Genomic DNA, 26,594 nt, shown 5'->3' on the forward strand with positions numbered 1-26,594 from the left:
CTCGTCCTCGTGCTGGAGGGTCAGGCCGATGTCGTCCAACCCCTCCATCAGGCGCCAGCGGGTGTAGTCGTCGACGTGGAACGGCACCACGATGTCCTCGCAGCTGGCGGTGCGGGTCGCCAGGTCGACCGTGACCTCGGTGCCGGGATGGGTCTCCAGCACCTTCCAGATCAGCTCGATGTCCTCCTGCGAGACCTGCGCGGCCAGCAGCCCCTGCTTGCCCGAGTTGCCGCGGAAGATGTCCGCGAACCGGGCGGACAGCACCGCCTTGAAGCCGTAGTCCTTCAGGGCCCAGACCGCGTGCTCACGCGAGGAGCCGGTGCCGAAGTCCGGACCGGCCACCAGCACCGAGCCGGAGCGGTAGGCGTCCTGGTTCAGCACGAACTCCGGATCGTTGCGCCAGGCCGAGAACAGCGCGTCCTCGAACCCGGTCCGGGTGACCCGCTTGAGGTAGACCGCCGGGATGATCTGGTCGGTGTCGACGTTGCTGCGGCGCAGCGGGACCCCGACGCCGGTGTGCGAAGTGAACTTTTCCATCAGAGTGCTCGATTCGGGTCGGTCGGGATCAGGCGGGCTGCAGGTCGGTGAGCGGGGAGCCGTCCGGCACCTCGATGCCCTCACCGAGGTCGGACACCGACGACAGCGTGCCGCGGATCGCGGTCGCCGCGGCGACCAGCGGCGACACCAGGTGGGTGCGGCCGCCCTTGCCCTGCCGCCCCTCGAAGTTGCGGTTCGACGTGGAGGCCGACCGCTCCCCCGGCGCCAGCTGGTCCGGGTTCATGCCCAGGCACATCGAGCATCCGGCGTTGCGCCACTCGGCCCCGAACTCCAGGAAGATCCGGTCCAGGCCCTCCTCCTCGGCCTGGATGCGCACCCGGGCGGAGGACGGCACCACCAGCACCCGCACCGAGTCCGCCTTGTGCGCGCCGCGCATCAGCTTGGCCGCGGCCCGCAGGTCCTCGATCCGGCCGTTGGTGCACGACCCGATGAACACGGTGTCCACCGCGATCTCCCGCAGCGGGCGACCCGGGGTCAGGCCCATGTACTCGATGGCGCGCTCGGCGGCGATCCGCTCGTTGGCGTCCGCGATCTCCTCCGGCACCGGGACGTTGGCGGACAGCGGCAGACCCTGACCCGGGTTGGTGCCCCAGGTGACGAAGGGCTCCAGCTCGGCGGCCTCGATGATCACCTCGGTGTCGAAGGTGGCGTCGTCGTCGCTGCGCAGGGTCGACCAGTACTCCACCGCCGCGTCCCAGTCCTCGCCCTCGGGGGCGTGCGGACGGCCCTTGAGGTAGTCGAAGGTGGTCTGGTCGGGGGCGATCATGCCCGCCCGGGCGCCGGCCTCGATCGACATGTTGCAGATCGTCATCCGGCCCTCCATCGACAGGGAGCGGATGGCCTCGCCGCGGTACTCCAGCACGTAGCCCTGGCCACCACCGGTGCCGATCTTGGCGATCACCGCCAGGATGATGTCCTTCGCGGTGGCCCCCAGGGGCAGCGCACCGTTCACCGTGATCGCCATCGTCTTGAACGGCGCGAGCGGCAGGGTCTGGGTCGCCATCACGTGCTCGACCTCGCTGGTGCCGATCCCGAACGCCAACGCGCCGAACGCCCCGTGGGTCGAGGTGTGCGAGTCGCCGCAGACCACGGTCAGGCCGGGCATGGTCAGCCCCAGCTGCGGGCCGACCTGGTGCACGATCCCCTGGTCGGCGTCGCCCAGCGAGTGGAGTCGGACCCCGAACTCCCGCGCGTTGTTGCGCAGCGTGTCGATCTGGGTCCGGCTGGTCTCGTCCGCGATCGGCAGGTCGATGTCCAGGGTGGGGGTGTTGTGGTCCTCGGTGGCGAGCGTGAGGTCCGGGCGTCGCACCTGCCGGCCGGCCAGCCGCAGGCCCTCGAACGCCTGGGGGCTGGTGACCTCGTGCACCAGGTGCAGGTCGATGTAGAGCAGGTCCGGGGCGCCGTCCGTGCCTCGTCGCACGATGTGGTCGTTCCACACCTTCTCTGCCAGGGTGCCGGCCATGTCTGGTCTCCTCGCGTGGGGGCTCGCTGAGATGCTTCTCGGGTGTCGTCGTAGCGTCTCAGCGAATGAGACGCTAGTATCGACCTATGGACAACTCTAGCGGAGTCGGCGTTCTGGACAAGGCCGCGGCCGTCCTCAACGCCCTCGAGGCGGGCCCCGCCACCCTCGCGCAGCTGGTCAACGCCACTCACCTGGCCCGGCCGACCGCCCACCGACTGGCCGTCGCGCTGGAGCACCACCGCCTGGTCGGCCGGGACATGCAGGGCCGATTCGTCCTCGGGCCGCGCCTGAGCGAGCTCGCCAGCGCCGCCGGCGAGGACCGGCTGCTCGCCGCCGCCGGCCCCGTGCTCACCGCGCTGCGCGACCACACCGGGGAGAGCGCCCAGCTGTACCGCCGCCAGGGCGACCAGCGGATCTGCGTGGCCGCCGCCGAGCGTCCGATCGGCCTGCGGGACTCGATCCCGGTCGGTGCCACCCTGACGATGGCCGCCGGCTCCGCGGCGCAGATCCTGCTCGCCTGGGAGGAGCCCGACCGGCTGCACCGCGGCCTGCAGGGCTCGAAGTTCACTGCGACCATCCTGTCCGGCGTCCGGCGCCGGGGCTGGGCGCAGTCCGTCTCCGAGCGCGAGGTCGGTGTCGCGTCCGTCTCCGCTCCGGTGCGCGGCCAGTCCGGCCGCGTCGTGGCCGCGGTGTCGATCTCCGGGCCCGTCGAGCGGCTCTCCCGTCAGCCCGGTCGCCTACACGCCGCCGCGGTGGTCTCGGCGGCGAACCGGCTCACCGAGGTGCTGCGCCGCACCGCGGAGTGACGTCACGCCCGATCGCATCCGGCGGGGCCGGGCCCACCACGGGTCCGGCCCCGCCGGACGTCCGGCACAGATCGGGCGACCGCAACAGATCGGACGGCCGGAAGGGATCGGGAGACCGATCGGGCCGCGGCGGGACGACCGCACCCTTTCGCCTGGACATGAGAAAAGCCCGACCGCATTGCTGCGATCGGGCCTTTCCGTTGTACCCCCAAGGGGATTTGAACCCCTGTTACCGCCGTGAGAGGGCGGCGTCCTAGGCCGCTAGACGATGGGGGCCTGGGTGATCAGGTCCTTGCGGGCTGACCGGGAACTACTCTACCTCACTGTGCCTGTCCTGCGAAATCCGCTCGTCCGAGCCTCTCTCGCGGGTCATGCGCTGGGGTACCAGGACTCGAACCTAGACTAAGTGAACCAGAATCACTCGTGCTGCCAATTACACCATACCCCAATGCATTGCGTTCTCCCTGATCCGGCCCGCATTCCACCGCGACGAGCAACGTCACGAGGGAGGAGGACCGGCGCCGGAGTGGACGCCTTGCCGAACGAGAACATTACCGGACCATCAGGCCCGGTACCAAACCGGCCGCCCTGTGCCGCCCGTCACGCCGTGGCGAGCAGCCCCGGCAGCTCCGCCAACGAGCGGATCACCCGGTCCCGCTCCCCCGCCGCGAGCAGCTCCCCGGCGTGCACGGCGGACCCCGCGCCGGCCCGGTCCAGCCACACCCCGTGCAGCCCCGCGGCCGTCGCCGCGCGGGCGTCCACGTCCAGCTCGTCCCCGACGTAGACCGTGCGGGACGGCTCGGTGCCCAACCGCGCACAGGCCTCGGTGAACACCCGCGGATCGGGCTTGCCGAAGCCCAGGGTGTCGACGCCGACCAGCATCGGCACCCGGTCGATCAGCCCGGCGGCAGTCAGCTTGCGCACCTGGTAGGCGGTGGCGGCGTTGGACAGCGCACCGACCTTCAGCCCGTCGGCGAGCAGCCGGTCCACCACGTCGGGCGCATCGGCGTGCGCGGCCCAGGACGCGGTGAACGTCCGCTCGAACAGCCCGTTCCACTCGGCGTAGTCGGATTCGTCCAGCTCGGGTCCGCCGAAGTCGCGGTGCAGGTCGTTGGCGCGCGCCATCCGCTGCGCCTCGTAGCCGACCTCTCCCCGGGTGTACCGGCGGTACCGGCCGTTCGCGTCCGCGCGCCAGTGCGCCAGCACCTCGGGAGCGCGTTCCGGCGCCAGGTCGGGCAGCCACACCGCGGAGACCGCGGCCAGGGCCAGGGCGAAGGCGCCCCGGGTGTCGACCAGGGTGTCGTCGATGTCGAACAGGACGCCCTCGATCGCGCTCACAGGGTGGCGCGCAGGGCGGCGATCCGGGCCAGGGAGGACTCCTTGCCCAGCAGTTCCAGCGACTCGAACAGCGGCGGGGAGACCCGGCGGCCGGAGACCGCGACCCGCAGCGGGGTGAAGGCGAACCGGGGCTTGAGGCCCAGCCCGTCCACCAGGGCGCCCTGCAGGGCGGCCTCGACCGCGGCGGCGCTGAAGTCGGTCAGCGGCTCCAGGGCGGCCGTGGCGGCGTCCAGGGCCGCGGCGGGCTCGCCCTTGAGAGCCCCGGTCGCGTCGTCCTCGATCACCAGGTCCGCATCGGCGACGAACAGGAAGCCGAGCATGCCGGGCGCCTCGCCGAGCAGCTTGATCCGGGTCTGGATCAGCGGGGCGGCGGCGTCCAGCAGCGCGCGGTGGGCGGGCTCCAGGTAGGCGTAGGAGTCGGCGGGCACCAGACCGGCACGGTGCAGGTAGGGCACCACGCGGTCACGGAAGTCGTCGGCCTCCAGCAGGCGGATGTGGTCGGCGTTGATCGCCTCGGCCTTCTTCAGGTCGAAGCGCGCCGGGTTCGGGTTCACGTCGTGGATGTCGAAGGCCTCGACCAGCTCCGGGACGGTGAAGATGTCGCGGTCCGGGCCGATCGACCAGCCGAGCAGCGAGAGGTAGTTGAGCAGCCCCTCGGGGGTGAAGCCGCGTTCCCGGTGCAGGAACAGGTTCGACTCGGGGTCGCGCTTGGACAGCTTCTTGTTGCCCTCGCCCATCACGTAGGGCAGGTGGCCGAACTCCGGCATCACGGTGGCGACACCGAGCTCCAGCAGGGCGCGGTACAGCACCACCTGACGCGGCGTGCTGGAGAGCAGGTCCTCGCCGCGCAGCACGTGCGTGATGTTCATCAGCGCGTCGTCGATCGGGTTGACCAGGGTGTAGAGCGGGTGGCCGTTGGCACGCACGATCACGTAGTCCGGCACGGATCCGGCCTTGAAGGTCACGTCGCCGCGCACCAGGTCGGTGAAGGTGACGTCCTCGTCCGGCATCCGCAGCCGCAGCACCGGCTCGCGGCCCTCGGCGCGGTACGCGGCCTTCTCCTCGTCGGTCAGCGCGCGGTCGAACCCGTCGTAGCCCAGCTTGGGGTCACGGCCGGCGGCACGGTGCCGGGCCTCGATCTCCTCCGCCGTGGCGAAGGACTCGTAGGCGTAGCCGCCCTCGACCAGCCGGCGCGCGACGTCCCGGTACAGGTCCATCCGCTGCGACTGCCGGTAGGGCTCGTGCGGGCCGCCGACCTCGACGCCCTCGTCCCAGTCCAGGCCCAGCCAGCGCAGCGCGTCCAGCAGCTGCTGGTAGCTCTCCTCCGAGTCGCGTGCCGGGTCGGTGTCCTCGATCCGGAACACGAACGTGCCGCCGACGTGCCGGGCGTAGGCCCAGTTGAACAGCGCGGTCCGGATCAGGCCGACGTGCGGTGTTCCGGTCGGGGACGGGCAGAAGCGAACACGGACGGGGCTCGGAGAAGTCACGGCCGACAGCCTAGTCAGTCCGGGCGGGCTCAGTTCCGGCGCAGCACCGGGTTGCGCAGCGTGCCGATCTCCTCGACCTCGACCTCGACCACGTCGCGGGACTCCAGAAGCCCGACGCCCGCCGGGGTGCCGGTCAGGATGATGTCCCCGGGCAGCAGGGTGAGGACCTCGGAGATGTACGAGATCAGGGTCGGCACGTCGAAGATCATCTGCGAGGTGCGACCGTCCTGCTTGGTCTCCCCGTTGACCCGCGAGCGCACGGCCAGGTCCTCGACGTCCAGGCCCGGCACCACCCACGGACCGATCGGGCAGGCCCCGTCGAACCCCTTCGCACGCACCCACTGGCCGTCGGTGCGCTGGGCGTCCCGGGCGGTGATGTCGTTGGCCACGGTGAAGCCGAAGACGTAGTGCAGCGCGTTCTCCGGGGTGACGTTCTTGGTCACCTTGCCGATCACGACCGCGAGCTCGGCCTCGTAGGAGACCTCCTCGGTCCACTCCGGCAGCACGATCGGGTCGTCCGGGCCGATCACCGAGGTGTTCGGCTTGAAGAACAGCAGCGGGGCGACCGGGACGTCGTTGCCCATCTCCGCGGCGTGGTCGGCGTAGTTGCGGCCGACGCCCACGATCTTGGAGCGCGGGATCACCGGGGCCAGCAGCCGGACGCCGTCGCCCAGCGGGATCCGCTCGCCGGTGGGCTGCACCGGGGTGTAGATCGGGTCGCCGGAGATGACGACCAGCTGTTCCTGACCGGGCTCCCCCTCGACGATGGCGTAGCGGGGGTCGTCTCCGGTGGTGAATCTCGCGATGCGCACGGGCGTCAGCCTAGACCGTGCGCCGTGATCAGACCCGTGCCAGCACCTCGCCGTGCAGCACCGCGAACCAGCCACCCGGCTGCTCGCCCCACTCCCGCCAGCCCGCGGCGAGCTGCTCCAGACCGACCTCGTCCGCGAGGCCGTGGGCGACGGCCTGCCGGGCGAAGTCGGACTCGGTGCAGCGCTCCGCCCAGAGCCCGGCCCACCAGCGGCGGTCCTCCTCGGAGGCGTAGCACCAGACGCCGGCGGTGGCGACCACGGTGTCCTCGGTGAACCCCGCGGCCAGCGCCCAGGAGTGCAGCCGACGACCGGCATCGGCCTCGGCCCCGTTGGCCTGGGTGACCTCGTGGTACAGCGCGGACCACTCGTCGAGGGCGGGGTCCTGCGGGAACCAGGTCATCCCGGCGTAGTCCGCGTCCCGGACCGCGACCAGCCCGCCCGGACGGACCACGCGGCGCAGCTCGGCCAGCGCGGCGACCGGGTCCTGCAGGTGCTGCAGCAGCTGGTGGGCGTGGGCGACGTCGACGCTGTCGTCCTCGAAGGGCAGTGCGTAGGCGTCCCCGGTGGTGAAGGTGACGTTCTCGGCGCCGGCCCGACGGGCCTCGTCCCGCGCGAGCTCGATCACGGCCTCGGAGCGGTCGACCCCGATCACCTCCCCCGGCGCGACCCGTGCGGCGAGCCCGAGGGTCAGGGTGCCGGGACCGCAGCCGACGTCGAGCAGCCGCTGACCTGGCTCCAGTCCCGGGAGCAGATAGGCGGCGGAGTTCTCGGCGGTGCGCCAGCGGTGCGAGCGCAGCACGCTCTCGTGGTGTCCGTGGGTGTAGACCTCGGATGCGGGAGTGGTCACGGGCCCACGCTAGGACGTCCGCCCACGGTACGGGACCCGGCGTCTTGCCCTCTGAGACCAGGGGCGCGCACTACCGTGACGGCATGCGACGCATCGAGGGGATCGACCTGGCCCGCGGGCTGGCCGTGCTCGGCATGGTGACCGCGCACGTCGGACCGGACACCCCTCTGCTGGAGATCGCGGACGGCCGGTCGGCGGCGCTGTTCGTGGTGCTGTCCGGGGTGTCGATCGCCCTGATGTCCGGCGGCGCCCGTCCGGTCCAGGGCGTGCGACGGGTGCAGGCACGGGTGACGATCCTGGCGCGGGCCTTCGTGCTGCTGGGGGTCGGGGTGGCCCTCGCGACGCTGAACGTCCCGGTGGTGGTGATCCTGCCGACCTACGCCCTGCTGTTCGCGGTGGCGGCCTGCCTGCTGCGGACCCCGGTCCGGACCCTGCTGATCGGCGCCGGGCTGGTGGTGCTGGTCGCACCGCCGCTGCGGGTGCTGCTGGAGCGCCGGATCACCGCGACCTGGAACGGCGGCGGGATCGTCGACCTGGTGCTGGGCGAGTACTACCCCGCGCTGGTCTGGATCGGGTACCTGCTGGTCGGGCTCGCCGTGACCCGGGCCGACCTGGGTGCCGCCCGTACCCGCACCCGCCTGCTGGTCGGCGGTGCGCTCGCGACCGTGCTGGGCTACGGCTCGGCCGCGGTGCTGACCCGGGTGCTGGACGCCGGGCCGACCCTGGCCCGGCTGATCACGTCGGAGCCGCACAGCTCCAGCACCCCGGAGGTGCTCGGCAACATCGGCGTCGCGCTGCTCACCCTGGTGGCCTGCCTGTGGATCGCCGAACGGTGGCCGCGGGCCGTCTCGCCGCTGGCCGCCACCGGCGCCCTGGCGCTGACGGCCTACATCGGTCACCTCCTGGTGATCAAGGCTGTCGGCTCCCAGGTGGTCTGGCAGCCGACCACCGCGGGTTGGCTGGCGTTCCTGATCGTGATCGTCGGCGGCTGCTGGGCCTGGCGGTCCACGGTCGGCCGGGGACCGGCGGAGTGGGCGCTGCACCGGATCGCGGCCCGCGCGGCGGACACCGGTGTCACGGAGCGATCAGCCGTCGATCCCACCTGACGCCGTCCCAGCGGTAGTGCAGCCGCATGTGCCCCCGGTCCGAGACGCCCTGCCAGAACTCGACCTCCTCGGCGCGGACCGACCAGACCTGCCAGTCGTCCGCGACCAGGCCGGGTTCGCGGTCCACCCGGTCCCGGGCCCGGCGGACCTGCTGCTGCATCTGGTCCACCGAGGACAGCGACGCGCCGGGCACCCCGGCCAGCAGCGAGGCCCGGGCGCTCGGCGACCGGGCGAGGAAGTCCGCCCGGCGCTCCGCCTCGGACACCTGCTCGGCCCGCCCGACGATCCGGACCTGACGGCCGAGCGGCTGCCAGTACATGGTCAGCGCGCACCGCGGCTCGCCCTGGAGGTCCTGAGCCTTCCCCGAGCGACCGTCGGTGGCGAACCGCCAGCAGCCGTCGGCCACGTCGGTCAGCAGGACGATCCGCGAGCGGGGTTGACCGTCGGCGTCGACCGTGGACACCCCGAGCGCGTGCGGCTCGGGGGCGCCCACGTCGATCGCGGCCAGCAACCAGTCGACGAAGGCCTGCGCCGGATCGGCGGACAGGCTGAACGGATCGACGTCGGGCAGGTCGCCGGTCAGGGCGGGAAGGGTGCGCAGCTGCGCGGCGATCGAGGGCACGTGATCAGTATCACGTCGACCGGCGCCCGCCGCCCGGGACCTCAGCCGACGGTCAGCAGCGGATCGCCGGGGAGGATCGCCGTCCCGGGCACGGCCAGCCGCTCGATCGTCGAGGGGTCCGCGTCCAGCGCGATCACCGGGCAGACCGCCGGGCGGCCGGAGGCGGTGACGGCGGCCGGGTCCCACTCGACCAGCAGCTGACCCGGCTCGACCCGGTCCTGCTCGGTGGCGTGCAGGGTGAACCCCTCCCCGCCGAGCTGCACGGTGTTGATCCCCAGGTGCACCAGGACGCCCTTGCCGTCGTCGGTGGCCAGCACGAAGGCGTGCGGGTGCATCTTGACCACGGTCCCGGCGACCGGCGCCAGCACCCGGCCTCCCTCGGTGGGGTGCGGCTCGATGGCCAGACCCGGGCCGACGATCTCCTGGGCGAACACCGGGTCGTCGACGTCCTGGAGCGCGACGACGGTGCCGGCCACCGGGGCCAGCACCGAGAGCGCCGCCATCAGCGCAGGTCCTCGATGTCCGAGGCCAGGGTGTCCGCCTCGGGGCCGACGATCACCTGCACGCCGTCACCGCCGAAGACGACCGCGATCGCCCCTGCGGCCTTGAGCCCGGCCTCGTCGACCTGCCCCGGGTCGTTGACCTCCACCCGCAGTCGGGTGATGCACGGCTCGAGGTCGACGATGTTGTCGTCGCCGCCGAGCGCGGCGAGGATCTGGGCTGCCTTGCTCATGGTGTCTCCTTCGTGGGTGGTGCAGGTTCTAGAGCAGGTCGTCCAGGTCGGACGCCAGGGTGTCGACCTGGGGGCCGACCACCACCTGGACCACCCGTCCCTGGGTCATCACGCCGAAGGTGCCGGCGGCTCGCAGGCCGGGCACGTCCACCAGCGCGGGGTCGGTGACCAGACAGCGCAGCCGGGTGGTGCACGGCTCGATCTCCACGATGTTCGCCACCCCGCCGAGTCCGGCGAGGATGGCGGCGGCCTGGCCGCCGGGCGCGGGAGCGACCCGGAGTCGACGGCTGTTCATGCGCTCACCTGTTCGTCGTTGCGCTGTCGGGGGGTCAGCACCTCGCCGGGGGCACGCAGCGGCACCCAGACGCTGTACCGGTCGCCGCGGTAGGAGGCGGTCGAGTACATGCACGGACCGATGTCGGCGTAGGTGCGGCGTTCGGCGCGCATCACCACCCGGTTGCCCACCGGCAGGCCGAGCAGCCGGCTCTCGTGCTCGGTCGCCTCGCTGGCGGTCAGGGTGTCCTCGCCCCAGGACGGTGCGCACCCGGCGCCCCGCAGCGCGGCGTAGACGCTGTCCGGGGTGCCGCCGTCCAGGAGACCGGGCACCAGGGCCACCGGCACCCAGAGCCGCTCGACGCTCATCGGCAGACCGTCGGCGGTGCGCACCCGCTCCAGGTGGTGCAGGAGATCGCCGGGCGCGATCTGCAGCGCCTCGGCGATCGGCACGGTGGCGGGCACCCGTCCGGCGAACAGGACCCGGGAGTCGGGCTCCAGGCCGCGCGAGCGCATCTCCTCGCCGAAGGTGGTCAGGCGCATCTCGAAGTCGATGCGGCGCGGCGCCACGAAGGTGCCCCGGCCCTGCTCGCGGCGCAGCGCGCCCTCGGCCACCAGCGCGTCCACCGCCTGCCGGACGGTCATCCGGGAGACGCCGAACCGCTCGCACAGCACCCGCTCGGACGGGATCGGATCCCCGACACCCAGCTCGCCGACCAGCTCCGCCAGGTAGGCGCGCACGGTCTCGTGCTTGAAGCCGGACGGCTGCGTCATCGCGAGTGCTCCCGTCGTGCCGGAGTGGTCTTGACACATCCTGCTGGTCCAGACCACTCTGGCGCAACTGGTCCAGACAAGTTACCCGCGTCACACCGTGAGCGCACAGCGCACGCAACGAGGAGTGCCATGACCACCACCACACCAGACGTGAAGCGCAAGCGCGGGTTCCCCGGCTTCGCCCAGCTCCAGCGGATCGGCCGCTCGCTGATGCTGCCGATCGCCTCCCTGCCCGCCGCGGCCCTGCTGCTGCGCCTGGGACAGCCCGACATGCTCGGCGCCGACGGCGTCGCCGGATCCTGGTCCTGGGTCCAGCCGGTCGCCGACGTGTTCGCCGCGGCCGGCAACGCGCTGATCGGCAACCTGCCGATTCTGTTCGCGCTGGGTGTCGCCATCGGCTACGCCCGCAAGTCCGACGGCTCCACCGGCCTGGCCGCCCTGGTCGGCTACCTGGTGTTCAAGGGCGTCACCGACGCGCTGTCGCCGACCATCCTCGGTGCGGCCGCGGAGGGCGAGACCCAGGAGCTGATCAACTACGGCGTCCTCGGCGGCATCGTGATCGGCCTGACCGCCGCCCTGCTGTTCCAGAAGTACTCCCGGATCAAGCTGCCCGCCTATCTCGCGTTCTTCGGCGGGCGCCGGTTCGTGCCGATCGTCACCGCGGGGGCCGCGGTCATCATCGGCGTGGTCTTCGCCCTGATCTACCCATGGTTCAACAGCGGCTTCAACGCCGTCGGCGAGTGGGTGACCGGCTCCGCCGTGCTCGGCGGCTTCATCTTCGGCACCCTGAACCGCCTGCTGCTGCCCTTCGGCCTGCACCACCTGCTGAACTCGCTGCCCTGGTTCCAGTTCGGCGAGTACACCAACGCGGCGGGCGTGGTCGCTCACGGCGACATCCCGCGCTTCCTGGCGGGCGACCCGACCGCGGGCACCTTCACCACCGGATTCTTCCCGATCATGATGTTCGCACTGCCCGCCGCGGCGCTGGCCATCGTGCACACCGCCAAGAAGAAGAACCGCAAGGTGATCGCGGGTGTCATGGGCTCGGCGGCGCTGGTCGCGTTCGTCACCGGGGTGACCGAGCCGCTGGAGTTCAGCTTCGTCTACGTCGCCTACCCGCTGTACGCGATCCACGCCGTGCTGACCGGCACGTCGCTGGCCCTGGTCAACGCGCTGGGGATCCGGGACGGCTTCGGCTTCTCCGCCGGGGCGATCGACTACGTGCTGAACTTCCGGATCGCGGAGCAGCCGCTCTGGCTGATCGCGATCGGGCTCGGCTACGCGCTCGTGTACTACTTCCTGTTCCGCTGGGCGATCGTCCGGTTCAACATGAAGACGCCCGGCCGCGAGGACGACCCGGCCACCGAGGTGGCCGACGAGCAGCGGGTGGAGACCGCGGCCGCGGTCTCCGGGGACACCGGCGTCAGCGGGACGACGGTGGTCGAGCCGAAGGGCTGACCCACCGATCCGGGCGGGCGTTCAGCGAGCGCCCGCCCGGATCCGGTCGACGCCCCTGTTGGCCAGCTGGTCAGCGCGCTCGTTGCCCGGGTCCCCGGCGTGCCCCTTCACCCACTGCCAGCTGACCGCGTGCCGGGCGACCTCGGCGTCCAGCTCCTGCCAGAGGTCCTGGTTCTTCACCGGCTTCTTGTCCGCGGTGCGCCAGTCGTTGCGCTTCCAGCCCGCGATCCACTTGGTCACGCCCTGCATCACGTACTGCGAGTCGACGTGCAGCGTGACCCGGCACGGCGTGTTCAGCGCCCGGAGCCCCTCGATCACCGCGGTGAGCTCCATCCGGTTGTTGGTGGTCAGCTCCTCACCGCCGAACAGCTCCCGCTCGTGGCTGCCCGACCGCAGCAGCGCACCCCACCCGCCGACGCCGGGGTTGCCCTTGCAGGCGCCGTCGGTCCACATCTCGACCGTGGGGGTGTCCTCGCTCATGGGCTGCACCCTAATCGCCGTGCCGGGCATGACAGGATCGCTCGGTGTCCTCCCTCGCCGATCGCCTCCCCGCCGACCCGACCGACCCCGACGCGTTGTTCGAGGCCTTCGCCGGGTGGGCGGAGGAGCGCGGGCTCGCCCTGTACCCGCATCAGGAGGAGGCGATCCTGGAGCTGGTCACGAACCAGCACGTGATCCTGGCCACCCCCACCGGCTCCGGGAAGTCCCTGGTCGCGATCGCCGCGCACTTCGTGGCCCTGGCGCAGGGCCGGCGCACCTACTACACCGCCCCGCTCAAGGCCCTGGTGTCGGAGAAGTTCTTCGCGCTCGTGGAGGCATTCGGCTCGGCCAACGTCGGCATGATGACCGGCGATTCCGCGGTGAACCCGGACGCGCCGATCATCTGCTGCACGGCGGAGATCGTGGCCAACCAGGCGCTGCGCCAGGGGCCGACCGCCGACATCGGCCAGGTCGTGATGGACGAGTTCCACTTCTACGCCGACCCGCAGCGCGGCTGGGCCTGGCAAGTCCCCCTGCTGGAGCTGCCGCGCACCCAGTTCCTGCTGATGAGCGCGACCCTCGGCGACGTGTCGTTCTTCGTCGACGACCTCGAGCGCCGGACCGGGACCGGCGTCGCGGTGGTCGCCGGTGCCGAGCGACCGGTGCCGCTGACGTTCTCCTACGTGGTCGAACCGCTGCACGAACTGGTCGAGGAGCTGGTCAGCACCCACCGCTCACCGGTCTACATCGTGCACTTCACCCAGAAGGAGGCGGTGGAACGGGCCCAGGCGCTGCTGTCCATGACCCTGACCTCCAAGGAGCAGAAGGCCGCGATCGCCGAGGAGCTGGGCGACTTCCGGTTCGCCAGCGGATTCGGCCGGACGCTGTCCCGGCTGCTCCGGCACGGCGTCGGCGTGCACCACGCCGGGATGCTGCCCAAGTACCGGCGGGTGGTGGAGCGGCTCACCCAGAAGGGGCTGCTCCGGGTGGTCTGCGGCACCGACACCCTGGGCGTCGGGATCAACGTGCCGATCCGCACCGTGCTGCTCACCAGCCTGGTCAAGTACGACGGCGTGAAGATGCGTCACCTCACCGCCCGCGAGTTCCACCAGATCGCCGGGCGGGCCGGTCGCGCGGGCTACGACACCATCGGCGAGGTCCTGGTGCTCGCGCCGGAGCACGTGATCGAGAACCGCCGGGCGCTGGCCAAAGCCGGAGACGACCCGAAGAAGCTGAAGAAGATCGTCCGCAAGCAGGCCCCCGCCGGATCGGTGAACTGGACCGACAAGACCTTCGAACGCCTGCGCGACGCCGACCCGGAGCCGCTGACCTCCTCGTTCTCGGTCTCGCACGCCATGGTGCTCAACGTGCTGGCCCGCCCGGAGGGCGACCCGGTCGCGGCCATGCGGCACCTGCTGCTGGACAACCACGAGCCGGAGGCCGCCCGCGGTCGGCTGGTCCGCCAGGCGATCGCGATCTACCGGTCGCTGCGCACCGCCGGGGTCGTCGAGCGGGTCACCCTGCCGGACGGCCGGCGCTCGGTGCGGCTGACCCTGGACATCCCGGCGACCTTCGCGCTCAACCAGCCGCTGTCCCCGTTCGCCTACGCCGCCCTCGACCTGCTGGACACCGAGGACCCCGGCTACGCGCACGACGTGGTCAGCATCATCGAGGCCACCCTGGACGAGCCGCGCCAGGTGCTCGCCGCCCAGCTGAACAAGGCCAAGGGCGAGGCGGTCGCCCAGATGAAGGCGGACGGCCTGGAGTACGACCAGCGGATGGCCCTGCTGGAGGAGATCAGCTACCCGCAGCCGCTGGCCGAGCTGCTGACCGCCGCCTTCCTCACCTACCGCCGCAGCAACCCGTGGGTCGCCGACCACGAGCTGTCCCCCAAGTCCGTGGTCCGGGACATGCACGAGCGTGCCGCGACCTTCGCCGAGTACGTCTCGCTCTACCAGCTGGACCGTACCGAGGGCGTGCTGCTGCGCTACCTGGCCGACGCCTTCCGCGCCCTGCGCCAGATCGTGCCCGAGGACGCCCGGACCGAGGACCTGCGCGACCTGATCGAGTGGCTGGGCGAACTGGTCCGTGGCACCGACTCCTCGCTGCTGGACGAGTGGGAGCGCCTGGCGCACCCGGAGGATCTGGACGACGCCACCGTCACCGAGTCCCGCCCCGAGGACGACGCTCCCCCGCCGATCACCACCAACCGTCGCGCGTTCCGCGCCCTGGTCCGCGGCGCACTGTTCCGCCGGGTGGACCTGGCCTCCCGGGAGGAGTACCGCGCGCTGGGCGCCCTCGGTGATCTGGACGCCGAGGACACCCCGTGGGACGAGGACCGCTGGGGCGACGCCCTCGACCCGTTCTACGACGACCACGACGAGATCCTCACCGGCCCGCCCGCCCGCGGTCCGCAGCTGTTCCAGGTGGACGAGAAGCCCGAGTCCCACGGTGCGCGGGGCGATCTCTGGACCGTCCGGCAGATCCTGGACGACCCGGAGGGCGACCACGACTGGCGGATCGACGCGCTGGTCGACCTGCCGGCCTCGGACGCCGCCGGCGAGGTCCGGCTGCGGGTGCTGGCGGTCGGACCGCTCTGACCTGCGGCTACATGCCGCCCACCCTGGCGAGCCTTACCTGAGATAGGCCAGGCTCGCCTACGTTTGCGCAGGTCAGGCAAGGTTTTCCTTCGGTGACAGCTCGCGATTCGCGGCCTACCGTGGCGGGATGAGCACCCTGTCCGAGCACCTGATCGCCCCCGTGCTGTCCCGCCCGTCGGCCCCGACCGTGCCCACGGTCCCGTCGGCGGAACGCCTCAACTGGCTGCGGGCCGGAGTGCTCGGCGCGAACGACGGCATCGTCTCGGTCGCCGCCACCGTGGTCGGCGTCGCGGGTGCCACCGTGGGCAGCGGCGTGCTGGTGGTCGCCGGGATCGCCGCCCTGGTCGCCGGGGCGCTGTCGATGGCCGCGGGCGAGTACGTCTCGGTCAGCAGCCAGCGCGACGCCGAGCGGACCATGCGTGCGCACGGCGTCGTGCCGGAGGACACCGCGCTGACCAATCCGTGGCACGCCGCGCTCGCCTCGCTGCTGTCCTTCCTGGTCGGTGGCGTGATCCCGCTGCTGGTGGTGCTCGCCCCGCTCGGCGCCGCCCGGGTGCCCGCCACCTTCGGCGCCGTCGTGCTGGCACTCGTGCTCACCGGCGCCGTGTCCGCCCGGCTCGGCGGCTCCCCCACCGGACGGGCCGTGCTGCGCAACGTGCTCGGCGGATCGCTGGCCATGGCGATCACCTACGGGATCGGCAGCCTGGTCGGCCTCGCGGTCTGAGCGTGCCGGGCTGACTACGCTGACGGGGTGAGCCGCGCCAAGCACACCCCCTCGGGCACCCCGGCCCTGGTCGCGCTGACCACCGCCGGGGTCGACCACACCGCCCACGCCTACGAGCACGACCCGGGCTCGACCCTCGGCTACGGCCTGGAGGCGGCCGCCGTGCTCGGCGTGGAACCCGAGCGGGTGTTCAAGACCCTGATGGCCGACGTCGACGGCACGCTCACGGTCGCGGTGGTCCCGGTGACCGGCCGACTCGACCTCAAGGCGCTGGCCCACGCCGTCGGCGGGAAGAAGGCGGCGATGGCCGATCCCGCCGCCGCGGAACGCGCCACCGGCTACGTGGTCGGCGGCATCTCCCCGCTCGGCCAGAAGTCTCCGCACCCCACCGTGCTGGACGAGACCGTCTGGCTGTTCGACACCGTGCTGGTCTCCGGCGGGCGCCGCGGCCTGGACGTCGAGCTGGCCCCCGGCGACCTGGCGCGGCTCACCGACGCCGTCGTCGCCGCGATCGCCCGGGACTGAGCCCGATGACCCTCGACGCCCGGCTGGCCCGGGTGCGTGCGCGGATCGCCGCAGCCGAGGCCGCCGCCGGTCGCCCGGCCGGGTCGGTCCGCCTGCTGCTGGCCACCAAGACCCAGGACGCCGCCGCCGTGCGCGCCGCTCTCCAGGCCGACGCTGCCGCCTCCGCCACCACGGCGGGCACCGCCCACCGGGTGCTGCTGGGCGAGAACCGGGTCCAGGAACTGGTCGCCAAGGCCCCGGAGCTGACCGACCTCGCTCCGGAACTGCACCTGATCGGTCCGTTGCAGTCCAACAAGATCAACGCCGCCCTGCGCTGGGCCACCTGCGTGCAGAGCGTCGACACCCTCGAGCTCGCCGAGCGTCTCGACCGGCGGTGCGCCGCGATCGACCGCACCCTGGACGTCATGGTCCAGGTGAACGTCTCCGGCGAATCGACCAAGGGCGGTGTCGCCCCCGAGGACGCGATCGAACTGGCCCGCGCCGTCCGTGCACTGGACCGGCTCCGGCTGACCGGGGTCATGACCATCGGCGCGAACAGCCCGGACTCCGCGCTGGTCCGCGCCGGTTTCGCCCGGCTGCGGTCCGTGGCCGCAGAACTCGGCACGGTCGAGCTGTCGATGGGGATGAGCCGGGACCTGGAGGCAGCGGTGGCGGAGGGCGCGACGATCGTCCGGGTCGGCACCGCGGTGTTCGGAGCGCGGGCATGAGCGACCCGGGCCCCCGTGCCGACCGGCGCTTCCCGCGTGCGGTCTTCGCCCGGGGCGGTGAACCCGACGCCCGGTTCTCCCTGACCAACGAGCGCACCTTCCTCGCCTGGATCCGCACCGCGCTGGCACTGCTCGCGGGCGGTGTCGCCCTGGAGGCGCTCAGCCTCCCGGTCGAGCCGCACTGGCGGCTGGCCGCGTCGGTCCTGCTGATCGTGCTGGGCATCGTCGCGCCGGTCCAGGCCTGGCTCGGCTGGGCCCGCGCGGAACGCGCCCTCCGCGAACGGCTCCCGCTGCCGGCGCCCGGGTTCGGCGGACCGCTCGCGGCCGGGGTGCTGATCGCCGGGGTGCTGGTGCTGATCGGGCTGCTGCTGCGGTGACCGCGGACATGCCGGCGCCGGACGGCCGCAGGGCCCGCTCCGGTCCGGTGGCGTCGGGCGGACCCGATCCGGCGGCATCGAGCGGACCGGATCAGGCGGCGCCGAGCGGACCGGATCCGGCGACTGCGGCAGCACCGAGCGGACCGGATCCGGCGACCGCCGCCGCATTGCCGCCCGGGGTCCAACCGGAGCGGACCGCGCTGGCCTGGCGCCGGACCGCCCTGGCCCTCGCCGCCGGGTCCCTGGTCGCGGGCCGGGTCGCGGAGCCGTTGACCGGCCCCCTGATCTGGTTGTCGGCGATCACCGGCGCGGTCGCCGCGCTCGGCCTGGCCCGTGCCGGATCACGCCGGGCGGCACGCTGGGCCGCGGTCCTGGCCGACGAGCCCGCCCGGGTTCCCGGCCCCGGCGGCCGCACCCTGGCGCTCTGCGCGGCCGGCGCCCTCGTGATCGGGTGTGCCGCACTGGCGGTCGTCCTCACCCGCTGACCGGCTCACCCCACCCGCTGGTGCCGGGACCGAGGTCGGCAGCCCGCACCGAGATCGGCAGTTCGCCCCGACGTCGGCAGCCCGCCCCGAGGCCGCCAGCCCGCACCGAAGTCGGCAGTCCTCGCCGAGATCGGCAGTTCGCCCCGAGGTCGGCAGTCCGCCGCGCGTCATCTGGCCCGAACTGCCGCGTTCGGCGATCCGCTGACAGCACTCCCATCCCGCCGGGACCGGTGGGGCCGGTGGCGCGGGTCACGGGACCCGGGCGGTCCACTCCGGGTTGCCGAACTTCTCCGCCACCAGCTGTTCCGCCCGGGCGAGCTCCTCCGGCCGCAGCGCGGAGTCCACCGCGCGGTACCGGGCCCGGAACGAGGCGTCGAAGGACGCGATCACGTCCGCGCGGGCCATGCCGGTCTGCGAGCGCACCGGGTCGACCCGCTTGTTCGCGCTGGTCGTTCCCTTGTCGGACAGCTTCTCCCGGCCGATCCGGAGCACCTCGAGCATCTTGTCCGAGTCGATGTCGTAGGCCATCGTCATGTGGTGCAGCACCGCGCCGCCCGCCAGTCGCTTCTGCGCGGACCCGGCGATCTTGCCCGCGGGTGACGCGACGTCGTTGAGACCGGCGAAGGTGGCCCGCACCCCGACGTCGCCGAGCGCGCCGATCACCCAGTCGTCCAGGAACCGGTAGCTCTGCTCGAACGACAGCCCGTCGACCAGCGAGGCGGGCACGACCAGGGAGAAGGTGATGCAGTTCCCGGCCTCCATGAACATCGCCCCGCCGCCGGAGATCCGCCTGACCACGGTGACGTCGTGCTTCGCGACGCCCGCCGGGTCGACCTCGTTGCGCAGCGACTGGAACGAGCCGATGAACACCGCGCGCTCGTTCCACTCCCAGAACCGCAGGGTGGGGCCGCGTCGACCGGCGGCGAGCTCCTCGGTGAGCACCTGGTCCAGGGCGCCGAGCATGGCGGGGGGCAGCGGTCCGGGGTGGATCACCTCGAAGGTGTGGTCCTGCCACCCGGTCGCGTGCCCGAGCGCCCGGCGGACCGCAATCGCGACCGACTCGGCGCCGAAGCCGACCATCGCGACCGGCTCGTCCAGGGTGCCGTCCGACTCGGCGCGGCGCAGCGCGGACTCGATCGCCTCGGTGAGCTCGGCGACCCGCGCGTCGGCGGGCTGACCGGTCAACGCCCGGTCGATCACCTCCAGCGCGGAGTCGGGCTCCAGGAAGAAGTCTCCGCTGAGATGGACGGTGGACAGGACACCATCGGTGACCTCGACCTCTGCCGCCACGAGCTTGCCGCCGGGAACCTTGTACTCGCCTCGCACGGGATCGATCCTAGGCCCGTGGCGCCCGCGGCGGGATGCCTTCCCGGTCACATCAGCGCGGTGTGATCCCCCGGTTCCGCAGTCCCCAGATCGCGGAGTCGGTCAGTGCCTCCCACGAGGCCTCGATCAGGTTCGGCCCCACCCCGACCGTGCTCCACGCCGTGTTGCCGTCGGTGGTCTCGATCAGCACCCGGGTGATGGCGTCCGAGCCGTGCGTGGTGTCGAGGATCCGGACCTTGAAGTCGATCAGCTCGAAGTCGGCCAGCTCGGGGTACACCCGCAGCAGGGCCAGCCGCAGCGCGGCGTCCAGCGCGTTGACCGGGCCGTTCCCCTCCCCGGTGGCGACGATCCGCTCGCCCCCGGCGTGCAGCTTCACGGTGGCCTCGGCGGTGGCCTCGGTGCCCCGGGAGCCCGCCCGCTCGACGATGGTGCGCCAGCTCTCCACCCGGAAGTACCCGGGACGACGACCCTCGACCTCCTCGACCAGCAGCAGCTCGAAGGACGCGTCGGCGGCGTCGTAGGTGTAGCCCTGGGCCTCGGCGTCCTTGACCCGCTGGGTGACCCGGCCGAGCAGGTCGTGCTGCCCGGTCAGGTCCAGGCCGAACTCACGGCCCTTGAGCTCGATGGACGCGCGCCCGGCCATGTCCGAGACCAGCATCCGCATGTCGTTGCCGACCGCGGTGGGGTCGATGTGCTGGTACAGGTCCGGGTCGACCTTGATCGCCGAGGCGTGCAGGCCGGCCTTGTGCGCGAACGCGCTGGCGCCGACGTAAGGCTGCCGGGCGAACGGCGCGATGTTGGTGATCTCGCTGATCTGATAGGCGATCCGGGTCATCTCCGACAGCCCGCCGGAGCCGTCCGGCGGCGGGGCGAGCACGGCGCGCCCGGTCTTCAGCTCCAGGTTGGCGACGGTGGCCAGCAGGTCGGCGTTGCCGGTGCGCTCGCCGTACCCGTTCACCGTGCCCTGCAGGTGCACCGCACCGGCCTCGACCGCGGCGATGCTGTTGGCGACAGCGCAGCCGGAGTCGTTGTGCGCGTGGATGCCCAGCCGCACGTCCGGCAGCGCCTCGCGGACCGCGGCGACCGTGGCGAACACCCCGGTGGGCAGCATCCCGCCGTTGGTGTCGCACAGCACGACGGTCTCCGCGCCGGCCTCGACAGCGGCCCGGACCGCGCTCACGGTGTAGTCCGGGTCGTACGCGTAGCCGTCGAAGAAGTGCTCCGCGTCCACCACCACCCGGCGGCCCTCGGCGCGCAGCGCGGCCACGGTGTCGGCGATCATCGCCAGGTTCTCGGGGCCGTCGGTGCGCAGCGCGCGCACCACGTGCCGGATGTCGCTCTTGGCCACCAGCGTGACGACCGGCGCCTCGGAGTCCAGCAGCGCGCGGACCTGCGGGTCGTCCCAGGCCCGGACCCCGGGCTTGCGCGTCGCACCGAAGGCCGCGAGCACCGCGTGGCGCAGGGTGAGCTCCTTGGCGGCGCGGGCGAAGAACTCGGTGTCCTTCGGGATCGCCCCCGGCCAGCCGCCCTCGATGTAGCCGACACCGAGCTCGTCCAGCAAGGGCGCGATGGCCAGCTTGTCGGACACCGAGAGGTTCATCCCCTCCTGCTGGGCGCCGTCGCGCAGCGTGGTGTCGTAGACGTCGAAGGCGCCGGGGCGCTCACCGGCGCCGCGGGGGGCGTGCGCCCAACCGGAGGGGTTCGTGCTCACGATGACTCTTCTCGGCGAGGAGATGTGCGGCAACAAAAAAACCTCCCGGGTTCGGGAGGTCGGCGCGTCCGCGGGGGTGATGCGGACGCGCTACACGATGACGATGAGCGACGGTGTGGTCACCAGCACATCGTGGCACACCCCCCGCCCCCCGTCACGCATGTCCGCACCCCGGACACCTCTCACGCCGAGAAGCCACGACACGCCGTCGGCAAGGCGTGCACCGACGGCGGGTCGTGGCTTCTCGGCGGAGAGCGGGGAACGTGAGCTGGGCTCAGGCGAGGCGGTGCAGCCAGGAGTGGGTGTCGGCGGCCCGGCCGTACTGGATGTCGGTGAGCTGCTGACGGACGGACGTGGTGACCGGCCCGGCGGTGCCGTCGCCGATCGTCTGGTCGAAGCCCTCGCCGGCCAGGCGGCCGATCGGGGTGACCACCGCCGCCGTGCCGCAGGCGAAGACCTCCGCGACGCTGCCGTCGGCCAGTCCGGCCAGCAGCTCGGTCAGCGGGATGTCCTGCTCCTCGATGGCGTGCCCCTGCTCGGACAGCAGGGTGAGGATCGAGGACCGGGTGACGCCCTCCAGGATGGTGCCGGTCAGCCGCGGGGTGACCACGGTGCCGTCCGCCCGCACCGTGAACACGTTCATCCCGCCGAGCTCCTCGAGCAGGGTGTTCGTCTTCGCGTCCAGGAAGCAGACCTGCTCGCAGCCCTTGGCGTAGGCCTCCTGCTGCGGGAGCAGGCTGGCCGCGTAGTTGCCGCCGCACTTGGCGTTGCCGGTGCCACCGGGTCCGGCGCGGTGGTAGTCCTCCGCGACCCAGATCGACACCGGGCGCACTCCCCCGGCGAAGTACGAGCCGACCGGGCTGGCGATCACCAGGTACTCGGCCTCGAGGCTGGCGCGCACGCCGAGGAACGGCTCCGAAGCGTACATGAACGGCCGCAGGTAGAGGCTGGTCTCCTCACCGCCGGGCACCCAGTCCAGATCGGTGCGGACCAGGGCCTGGATCGATCCGAGGAAGTCCTCGACGCTCAGCTCGGGCAGCGCGAGCCGCCGCGCGGATCGCTGCAACCGCTCGGCGTTCGCCCAGGGGCGGAAGGTCCAGACCGAGCCGTCGTCGTGGCGGTACGCCTTGAGGCCCTCGAAGATCTCCTGGGCGTAGTGCAGCACCGCGGTGGCCGGGTCCAGTTGGAGCGGGCCGTACTTCTCGACGCGATGGTCGTGCCAGCCCGCGTCCTGGGTCCAGGAGATCCGGGCCATGTGGTCGGTGAACACCGAGCCGAACCGGGGTGCCGCGAGCAGTGCCTCGAGGTCGGCGCCGGTGGTGGGGGTGTCGGTGGGGTGCACCTGGAAGGTGCGGGGGGTCGTGTCGGAGATGCTCATCGCGAGGGCCTTTCACCTGGGAACGGAATGACGGTACCCGGGGCGACGGCCGGACGGACAGGCGGCGTCCCTCAGCCCGCGATGCGCGCGGCGAGGTCCTTGCCCACCTCGGCCGTCGTGCGTACTCGGCCGGCACGCTCCAGCACGTCCGCGGCGACGGCGGCCTCGACCGTAGCAGCGGCGTCCGGCAGGCCCAGGTGGTCCAGCAGCAGCGCGACCGACAGCACGGTGGCGGTCGGGTCGGCCTTGCCCTGCCCGGCGATGTCCGGCGCGGAGCCGTGCACCGGCTCGAACATGCTCGGAGCGGTCCGGTCCGGGTTGATGTTGGCGGAGGCGGCCAGCCCGATCCCGCCGACCACGGCACCCGCGAGGTCGGTGAGGATGTCGCCGAACAGGTTGTCGGTGACGATCACGTCGAACCGGGACGGGTCGGTGACCAGGAAGATGGTCGCGGCGTCCACGTGCAGGTAGTCCACGGTCACGTCCGGGAACTCGGCGTTGACGGCCTCGACGGTCCGGCGCCAGAGGTGCCCGGCGTGCACCAGCACGTTGTGCTTGTGCACCAGGGTGAGCTTCTTGCGCGGGCGGGCGGACGCCCGGGCGAAGGCGTCCCGCACCACCCGCTCGACGCCATAGGCGGTGTTCACGCTGACCTCGTTGGCGACCTCGTGCGGCGTGCCGACCCGGATCGCGCCGCCGTTGCCGACGTAGGGACCCTCGGTGCCCTCGCGGACCACCACGAAGTCGATCGGGCCAGGGGCCGCCAGCGGGGAGTCGACCCCCGGGAACAGCTTGGCCGGGCGCAGGTTCACGTAGTGGTCCAGCGCGAACCGGAGCTTGAGCAGCAGACCGCGCTCCAGCACGCCGGACGGCACGCTCGGGTCGCCGATCGCGCCGAGCAGGATCGCGTCGTGGGTGCGGATCGCGGCCAGGTCCTCGTCCGTGAGTGTCTCGCCGGTGGCATGCCAGCGCCGGGCACCGAGGTCGAAGTCGGTGGTCACCAGGGTGTGGCCGGTACCGGAGAGCGCGGCCTCCAGGGCCAGGAGCCCCTGCTCCACCACTTCGGTGCCGATGCCGTCACCCGCGACGACTGCCAGGTCGATCTGCTGCGCCATGCCGACGACCCTAGCCGCGCGTCCCATTCTGCGGGACCAGGTGATCACATGATGGACGGATCAGAATCCGGTGACCGGGGCTCCCAGCGCGGACATCGCCCGGGCGAGATCGGCCTGCGAGCCGCTCATGGTGGCCCGCACGGCGGAGTACGCGGGCACCACGGTGACCCGGGAGCTTCCGTCGGTGAGGTGCAGCGCGGGCGGCCGACGCACGCCGACCGCGCCCCGGACCGCGGTCGGCGGGAACTGCGCCCGGCGCATGACCGCCCAGCGCGGCCGGTCCTCGCGCAGCGCCCAGACCTCTACCCGGTCCGGCAGCGCGGCCAGCACCACCGGGGTGCCACCCCTCTCGTTCCAGCGCCGGTTCGATCCGCCGGAGGCGATCGCGTCCAGCGAGGTCTCCACCGTGGTGTAGGCCGGGATGACCACCGCGCCGGGCCGCAGCCGCTCGACCCGCTCGGCCAGGGCGCGGACCCGGCGGGCGACACCGAGCATCACGCCGCCGATCAGCACCGCCGACAGCGCCAGCCCCGCACCGAGGTAGACCCGGTCCTCGGGATCGAGGGCGAGGCCGATCAGACGGATCGCCGCCAGCACGCCGGTGATGAGGGCGACGGTCCGGATCACCCGGACGGTCCGCGTGGGAGTCATGCCGGCATCCCGATCTGGATCAGCGCCCGCTGCACGTCCACCGCCGCCCGCTGCGGGGAGCTCCCCCGCACCGAGTACACCGGCACCACGGTCACCCGCGACCTCCCGTCGGTGAACAGCAGCGCGGGGGTGGGCACGACGCCGACAGCGCCGCGGACCGGCAGCGTTCCCAGCACCGCGGCCGGCGGCAGCTCGGGACGGCGCAGCACCGCCCAACGCGGCCGGTCCTCGCCCACCGCCCAGACCTCCACCCGGTCGGGCAGCACCGCGAGCGCCACCGGCGAGCCGCCGAGCTCGTCCCAGCGCCGTTCCACCGCGCCGGACAGCCGCGCGTCCGCACGGGTCTCGATCGTGGTGTGCGCCGCGATCACCACGGCGCCCGGTCGCAGCCGTGACACCCGGGCGGCGAGCAGCAGCGGCCGACCCGCCAGCCCCGCGACCAGGGCCCCGGCGATCAGCACCGCCAGCGGCACCCCGATGAACAACCAGATCTGGTGCTCCGGCCCCACCACGCCACGCAGCAGGACGATCGCGAACAGCGAGCCGGCCAGGACGCTCAGAACGCGCAGCGCGACGCCGAGCCCGTGGTTCATCGGTCGCCGGTGCGCGGGTAGAGCAGCTCGAAGCGCTCGGTCACCACCGGCAGGTCGTGGGTGAACTCCACCCCCAGGGGCGCGAGCACCCGGCGCCAGTACGTCTCGTGCTCGACTCGCCAGGTGTCCAGCGTGCGGTCGTCCTCGCCCTCGGCGACCGCGTGCGCGGCCGGCACCTCGGAGAACGGCACCGTCACCACCTCGGTGGTCCGCAGCAGGGCACGGGGGTGGCCGCCGGAGTCCAGCACGATGGACAGGTCGCCCCGGACCGGCATCGGCTCGTCGGAGTGCTCGAACTCGACCAGGGCGGTGGAGGTGCCGGTCTTCTCACCCGCCAGCACCAGGGCCAGCAGCTGGTCGGCGAGCACGGCGCTGTCCCCGAACGACCAGGTCGGGGGCACCATCGCGCCGTTCACGCCCAGACCGGTCACCACCGACGTCCGCACCACGCCGGCCCGGTGCCGGGCCGCCTCCCAGAACGTCAGGATCTCGTCGGCGGCCTCGAAGTCGTCGGTCATGGACCCGATCCTGCCAGGGAACGCGGCAGGGGCCGCACCCCGGATCGGGATGCGGCCCCTGGCGGACGACGCGTCGCGGACGGTTCAGCGCGCGGCCGACCCCTCGACGTAGTCGGTGTCCGAGGGCTTGACCCAGGCGAAGAGCTTGCGCAGCTCGCGGCCCACCGGCTCGATCGGGTGGTTCTGGCCCTTGGCCCGCAGCTCCTGGAACTCCGGCGCGCCGGCGTCCTGGTCGCCGATGAACCGCTCGGCGAAGGCGCCGTTCTGGATGTCGGTCAGCACGGCCTTCATGTTCTCCTTCACCCGCGGGTCGATCACCCGGGGGCCGGACACGTAGTCGCCGTACTCGGCGGTGTCGGAGACCGACCAGCGCTGCTTGGTGATGCCGCCCTCGAAGATCAGGTCGACGATCAGCTTCAGCTCGTGCAGCACCTCGAAGTACGCGACCTCCGGCTGGTAGCCGGCCTCGGTCAGGGTCTCGAAGCCGTACTGGACCAGCTGGGAGACACCGCCGCAGAGCACAGCCTGCTCGCCGAACAGGTCGGTCTCGGTCTCCTCGGTGAAGGTCGTCTTGATCCCGGCGGCGCGCAGACCGCCGATGCCCTTGGCGTAGGACAGCGCCAGCGCCCAGGCGGAGCCGGAGGCGTCCTGCTCCACGGCGACGATCACCGGCACGCCGCGGCCGTCGACGTACTCGCGACGGACCAGGTGGCCCGGGCCCTTCGGCGCGATCATCACGATGTCGTGACCGGCCTCGGGCTTGATGTAGCCGTAACGGATGTTGAAGCCGTGCCCGAAGACCAGGGCGGCGCCCTCGTTCAGGTTCGGCTCGATGTCGTCGCGGTACAGGTGACGCTGCACCTGGTCCGGGGCCAGGATGACGACGACGTCGGCCTCCTTCACCGCCTCGGCGACCGGGAGCACCCGCAGGCCCTCGTTCTCGGCCTTGACCGCGGAGGCGGAGCCCTCACGCAGGCCGATGCGGACGTCGACGCCGGAGTCGCGCAGGTTCAGGGCGTGGGCGTGCCCCTGGCTGCCGTAGCCGATCACGGCGACCTTCTTGGACTGGATGACGGACAGGTCGGCGTCGTCGTCGTAGAACAGCTCGGCCACGATGGTTCTCCTCTG

The 26,594-nt window shown here is 72.4% G+C and carries 28 protein-coding genes, 2 tRNA genes and 1 pseudogene; 9 read left to right on the forward strand and 22 right to left on the reverse strand.

Features of this window, described 5'->3' with window-relative positions; genetic code table 11:
- Both leuD and leuC read right to left on the reverse strand, forming a co-directional pair.
- Window positions 1-537: 3-isopropylmalate dehydratase small subunit (leuD, locus tag OGL89_RS10440; protein WP_263120022.1), on the reverse strand; the 537-nt coding region annotated here is incomplete at its 3' end.
- Window positions 538-565: 28 nt separating this feature from the next.
- Window positions 566-2,020: a 3-isopropylmalate dehydratase large subunit gene (leuC, locus tag OGL89_RS10445; RefSeq protein WP_263120023.1), complete on the reverse strand. Its 1,455-nt coding sequence runs from the start codon at window positions 2,018-2,020 to the stop codon at window positions 566-568.
- Between the two features lie 86 nt (window positions 2,021-2,106).
- On the opposite strand from leuC, the gene OGL89_RS10450 reads away from it, so the two are divergent.
- Window positions 2,107-2,826, forward strand: a complete 720-nt coding sequence (locus OGL89_RS10450; RefSeq protein WP_263120025.1) for an IclR family transcriptional regulator — start codon at window positions 2,107-2,109, stop codon at window positions 2,824-2,826.
- Window positions 2,827-3,029: 203 nt separating this feature from the next.
- Here the strand turns inward: OGL89_RS10450 and OGL89_RS10455 are convergent.
- The 6 genes from OGL89_RS10455 to OGL89_RS10480 all read right to left on the reverse strand — a co-directional run bounded on the left by OGL89_RS10455 (window position 3,030) and on the right by OGL89_RS10480 (window position 7,310).
- Window positions 3,030-3,102 (reverse strand) — tRNA-Glu (locus OGL89_RS10455).
- A 100-nt stretch (window positions 3,103-3,202) separates the two neighbouring features.
- Window positions 3,203-3,274, reverse strand: a tRNA-Gln gene (locus tag OGL89_RS10460).
- Window positions 3,275-3,426: 152 nt separating this feature from the next.
- Entirely contained in the window at window positions 3,427-4,164 is a 738-nt protein-coding gene (locus OGL89_RS10465; protein ID WP_263120026.1) for an HAD family hydrolase, read from the reverse strand.
- Entirely contained in the window at window positions 4,161-5,660 is a 1,500-nt protein-coding gene (gltX, locus tag OGL89_RS10470; RefSeq protein ID WP_263120065.1) for a glutamate--tRNA ligase, read from the reverse strand. Before gltX ends, OGL89_RS10465 begins: the two co-directional genes overlap by 4 nt.
- A 20-nt stretch (window positions 5,661-5,680) precedes the next feature.
- Window positions 5,681-6,463 carry a fumarylacetoacetate hydrolase family protein gene (locus OGL89_RS10475; RefSeq protein WP_263120027.1) on the reverse strand — a complete coding sequence of 261 codons (783 nt, stop codon included), beginning with the start codon at window positions 6,461-6,463 and terminating at the stop codon, window positions 5,681-5,683.
- A 28-nt stretch (window positions 6,464-6,491) separates the two neighbouring features.
- Entirely contained in the window at window positions 6,492-7,310 is an 819-nt protein-coding gene (locus OGL89_RS10480; protein ID WP_263120028.1) for a methyltransferase domain-containing protein, read from the reverse strand.
- Window positions 7,311-7,393: 83 nt separating this feature from the next.
- On the opposite strand from OGL89_RS10480, the gene OGL89_RS10485 reads away from it, so the two are divergent.
- Window positions 7,394-8,416 carry a heparan-alpha-glucosaminide N-acetyltransferase domain-containing protein gene (locus OGL89_RS10485; RefSeq protein ID WP_263120030.1) on the forward strand — a complete coding sequence of 341 codons (1,023 nt, stop codon included), beginning with the start codon at window positions 7,394-7,396 and terminating at the stop codon, window positions 8,414-8,416.
- Here the strand turns inward: OGL89_RS10485 and OGL89_RS10490 are convergent.
- The 5 genes and pseudogenes from OGL89_RS10490 to OGL89_RS10510 form a co-directional block, all read right to left on the reverse strand.
- Window positions 8,385-9,038, reverse strand: a complete 654-nt coding sequence (locus tag OGL89_RS10490) for a pyridoxal 5'-phosphate synthase (RefSeq protein ID WP_263120031.1) — start codon at window positions 9,036-9,038, stop codon at window positions 8,385-8,387. The genes OGL89_RS10485 and OGL89_RS10490 overlap by 32 nt on opposite strands.
- Window positions 9,039-9,079: 41 nt before the next feature.
- Window positions 9,080-9,541, reverse strand: coding sequence for a PTS glucose transporter subunit IIA (locus tag OGL89_RS10495; protein ID WP_263120032.1), 462 nt, complete (start codon window positions 9,539-9,541; stop codon window positions 9,080-9,082).
- A pseudogene (locus OGL89_RS10500) lies at window positions 9,541-9,777 on the reverse strand (PTS glucose/sucrose transporter subunit IIB); the annotation flags it as partial. The pseudogene OGL89_RS10500 and the gene OGL89_RS10495, both read right to left, overlap by 1 nt.
- Before the next feature lie 22 nt (window positions 9,778-9,799).
- Complete coding sequence (locus OGL89_RS10505) at window positions 9,800-10,066, reverse strand: PTS transporter subunit EIIB (RefSeq protein ID WP_263120033.1); 267 nt, start codon at window positions 10,064-10,066, stop codon at window positions 9,800-9,802.
- Window positions 10,063-10,818 carry a GntR family transcriptional regulator gene (locus tag OGL89_RS10510; protein ID WP_263120034.1) on the reverse strand — a complete coding sequence of 252 codons (756 nt, stop codon included), beginning with the start codon at window positions 10,816-10,818 and terminating at the stop codon, window positions 10,063-10,065. The genes OGL89_RS10505 and OGL89_RS10510 overlap by 4 nt, the downstream gene beginning before the upstream one ends.
- Window positions 10,819-10,947: 129 nt before the next feature.
- On the opposite strand from OGL89_RS10510, the gene OGL89_RS10515 reads away from it, so the two are divergent.
- On the forward strand, window positions 10,948-12,276 hold the full coding sequence (locus OGL89_RS10515; protein WP_263120035.1) for a PTS transporter subunit EIIC: 1,329 nt from the start codon (window positions 10,948-10,950) through the stop codon (window positions 12,274-12,276).
- A gap of 21 nt (window positions 12,277-12,297) precedes the next feature.
- On the opposite strand, the gene rnhA is transcribed toward OGL89_RS10515, so the two are convergent.
- Complete coding sequence (gene rnhA, locus OGL89_RS10520) at window positions 12,298-12,756, reverse strand: ribonuclease HI (protein ID WP_263120036.1); 459 nt, start codon at window positions 12,754-12,756, stop codon at window positions 12,298-12,300.
- 44 nt (window positions 12,757-12,800) lie between these two features.
- Here rnhA and OGL89_RS10525 point away from each other — a divergent pair, with 44 nt between their 5' ends.
- From OGL89_RS10525 to OGL89_RS10550, 6 genes are all read left to right on the forward strand, one after another.
- The gene (locus tag OGL89_RS10525; protein WP_263120037.1) at window positions 12,801-15,356 is read left to right on the forward strand and encodes a DEAD/DEAH box helicase; all 2,556 of its coding nucleotides are present in this window, start codon (window positions 12,801-12,803) and stop codon (window positions 15,354-15,356) included.
- 127 nt (window positions 15,357-15,483) lie between these two features.
- A complete protein-coding gene (locus OGL89_RS10530; protein WP_263120038.1) occupies window positions 15,484-16,080 on the forward strand; it encodes a VIT1/CCC1 transporter family protein in 597 nt (198 codons plus the stop codon).
- A 27-nt stretch (window positions 16,081-16,107) separates the two neighbouring features.
- Window positions 16,108-16,605, forward strand: coding sequence for a Cys-tRNA(Pro) deacylase (ybaK, locus tag OGL89_RS10535; protein WP_263120039.1), 498 nt, complete (start codon window positions 16,108-16,110; stop codon window positions 16,603-16,605).
- Window positions 16,606-16,610: 5 nt separating this feature from the next.
- Window positions 16,611-17,312: a YggS family pyridoxal phosphate-dependent enzyme gene (locus OGL89_RS10540; protein WP_263120040.1), complete on the forward strand. Its 702-nt coding sequence runs from the start codon at window positions 16,611-16,613 to the stop codon at window positions 17,310-17,312.
- Window positions 17,309-17,689, forward strand: a complete 381-nt coding sequence (locus OGL89_RS10545) for a DUF202 domain-containing protein (RefSeq protein WP_263120041.1) — start codon at window positions 17,309-17,311, stop codon at window positions 17,687-17,689. Before OGL89_RS10540 ends, OGL89_RS10545 begins: the two co-directional genes overlap by 4 nt.
- Window positions 17,690-17,856: 167 nt before the next feature.
- The gene (locus tag OGL89_RS10550; protein ID WP_263120042.1) at window positions 17,857-18,174 is read left to right on the forward strand and encodes a DUF202 domain-containing protein; all 318 of its coding nucleotides are present in this window, start codon (window positions 17,857-17,859) and stop codon (window positions 18,172-18,174) included.
- Window positions 18,175-18,423: 249 nt separating this feature from the next.
- On the opposite strand, the gene OGL89_RS10555 is transcribed toward OGL89_RS10550, so the two are convergent.
- The 8 genes from OGL89_RS10555 to ilvC all read right to left on the reverse strand — a co-directional run bounded on the left by OGL89_RS10555 (window position 18,424) and on the right by ilvC (window position 26,579).
- Window positions 18,424-19,500: a biotin/lipoate A/B protein ligase family protein gene (locus tag OGL89_RS10555; RefSeq protein ID WP_263120043.1), complete on the reverse strand. Its 1,077-nt coding sequence runs from the start codon at window positions 19,498-19,500 to the stop codon at window positions 18,424-18,426.
- Window positions 19,501-19,552: 52 nt separating this feature from the next.
- Entirely contained in the window at window positions 19,553-21,211 is a 1,659-nt protein-coding gene (cimA, locus tag OGL89_RS10560) for a citramalate synthase (RefSeq protein ID WP_263120044.1), read from the reverse strand.
- A gap of 274 nt (window positions 21,212-21,485) precedes the next feature.
- Entirely contained in the window at window positions 21,486-22,589 is a 1,104-nt protein-coding gene (locus tag OGL89_RS10565) for a branched-chain amino acid aminotransferase (protein WP_263120045.1), read from the reverse strand.
- A gap of 71 nt (window positions 22,590-22,660) precedes the next feature.
- Window positions 22,661-23,704 (reverse strand): 3-isopropylmalate dehydrogenase, encoded by a 1,044-nt coding sequence (locus OGL89_RS10570; RefSeq protein WP_263120046.1) that lies wholly within the window; start codon window positions 23,702-23,704, stop codon window positions 22,661-22,663.
- A 60-nt stretch (window positions 23,705-23,764) separates the two neighbouring features.
- Window positions 23,765-24,355, reverse strand: a complete 591-nt coding sequence (locus OGL89_RS10575) for a hypothetical protein (protein ID WP_263120047.1) — start codon at window positions 24,353-24,355, stop codon at window positions 23,765-23,767.
- On the reverse strand, window positions 24,352-24,948 hold the full coding sequence (locus tag OGL89_RS10580) for a hypothetical protein (protein WP_263120048.1): 597 nt from the start codon (window positions 24,946-24,948) through the stop codon (window positions 24,352-24,354). The genes OGL89_RS10575 and OGL89_RS10580 overlap by 4 nt, the downstream gene beginning before the upstream one ends.
- Window positions 24,945-25,466 carry an ASCH domain-containing protein gene (locus OGL89_RS10585; protein WP_263120049.1) on the reverse strand — a complete coding sequence of 174 codons (522 nt, stop codon included), beginning with the start codon at window positions 25,464-25,466 and terminating at the stop codon, window positions 24,945-24,947. The genes OGL89_RS10580 and OGL89_RS10585 overlap by 4 nt, the downstream gene beginning before the upstream one ends.
- Window positions 25,467-25,550: 84 nt before the next feature.
- A complete protein-coding gene (ilvC, locus tag OGL89_RS10590) occupies window positions 25,551-26,579 on the reverse strand; it encodes a ketol-acid reductoisomerase (protein WP_263120050.1) in 1,029 nt (342 codons plus the stop codon).
- Between the last annotated feature and the right edge of the window lie 15 nt (window positions 26,580-26,594).

The sequence above is a fragment of the Cellulomonas sp. RIT-PI-Y genome, from assembly GCF_025642745.1.
GTDB lineage: Bacteria > Actinomycetota > Actinomycetes > Actinomycetales > Cellulomonadaceae > Cellulomonas.

Bases quoted from the DNA above. Each gene is read 5' to 3' on its own strand.
- leuC (WP_263120023.1), bottom strand. From the start codon at position 2,020: ATGGCCGGCACCCTGGCAGAGAAGGTGTGGAACGACCACATCGTGCGA.
- OGL89_RS10450 (WP_263120025.1), top strand. From the start codon at position 2,107: ATGGACAACTCTAGCGGAGTCGGCGTTCTGGACAAGGCCGCGGCCGTC.
- OGL89_RS10485 (WP_263120030.1), top strand. From the start codon at position 7,394: ATGCGACGCATCGAGGGGATCGACCTGGCCCGCGGGCTGGCCGTGCTC.
- OGL89_RS10495 (WP_263120032.1), bottom strand. From the start codon at position 9,541: ATGGCGGCGCTCTCGGTGCTGGCCCCGGTGGCCGGCACCGTCGTCGCG.
- OGL89_RS10505 (WP_263120033.1), bottom strand. From the start codon at position 10,066: ATGAACAGCCGTCGACTCCGGGTCGCTCCCGCGCCCGGCGGCCAGGCC.
- OGL89_RS10510 (WP_263120034.1), bottom strand. From the start codon at position 10,818: ATGACGCAGCCGTCCGGCTTCAAGCACGAGACCGTGCGCGCCTACCTG.
- OGL89_RS10515 (WP_263120035.1), top strand. From the start codon at position 10,948: ATGACCACCACCACACCAGACGTGAAGCGCAAGCGCGGGTTCCCCGGC.
- rnhA (WP_263120036.1), bottom strand. From the start codon at position 12,756: ATGAGCGAGGACACCCCCACGGTCGAGATGTGGACCGACGGCGCCTGC.
- OGL89_RS10530 (WP_263120038.1), top strand. From the start codon at position 15,484: ATGAGCACCCTGTCCGAGCACCTGATCGCCCCCGTGCTGTCCCGCCCG.
- OGL89_RS10540 (WP_263120040.1), top strand. From the start codon at position 16,611: ATGACCCTCGACGCCCGGCTGGCCCGGGTGCGTGCGCGGATCGCCGCA.
- OGL89_RS10545 (WP_263120041.1), top strand. From the start codon at position 17,309: ATGAGCGACCCGGGCCCCCGTGCCGACCGGCGCTTCCCGCGTGCGGTC.
- OGL89_RS10565 (WP_263120045.1), bottom strand. From the start codon at position 22,589: ATGAGCATCTCCGACACGACCCCCCGCACCTTCCAGGTGCACCCCACC.
- OGL89_RS10570 (WP_263120046.1), bottom strand. From the start codon at position 23,704: ATGGCGCAGCAGATCGACCTGGCAGTCGTCGCGGGTGACGGCATCGGC.
- OGL89_RS10575 (WP_263120047.1), bottom strand. From the start codon at position 24,355: ATGACTCCCACGCGGACCGTCCGGGTGATCCGGACCGTCGCCCTCATC.
- OGL89_RS10580 (WP_263120048.1), bottom strand. From the start codon at position 24,948: ATGAACCACGGGCTCGGCGTCGCGCTGCGCGTTCTGAGCGTCCTGGCC.
- OGL89_RS10585 (WP_263120049.1), bottom strand. From the start codon at position 25,466: ATGACCGACGACTTCGAGGCCGCCGACGAGATCCTGACGTTCTGGGAG.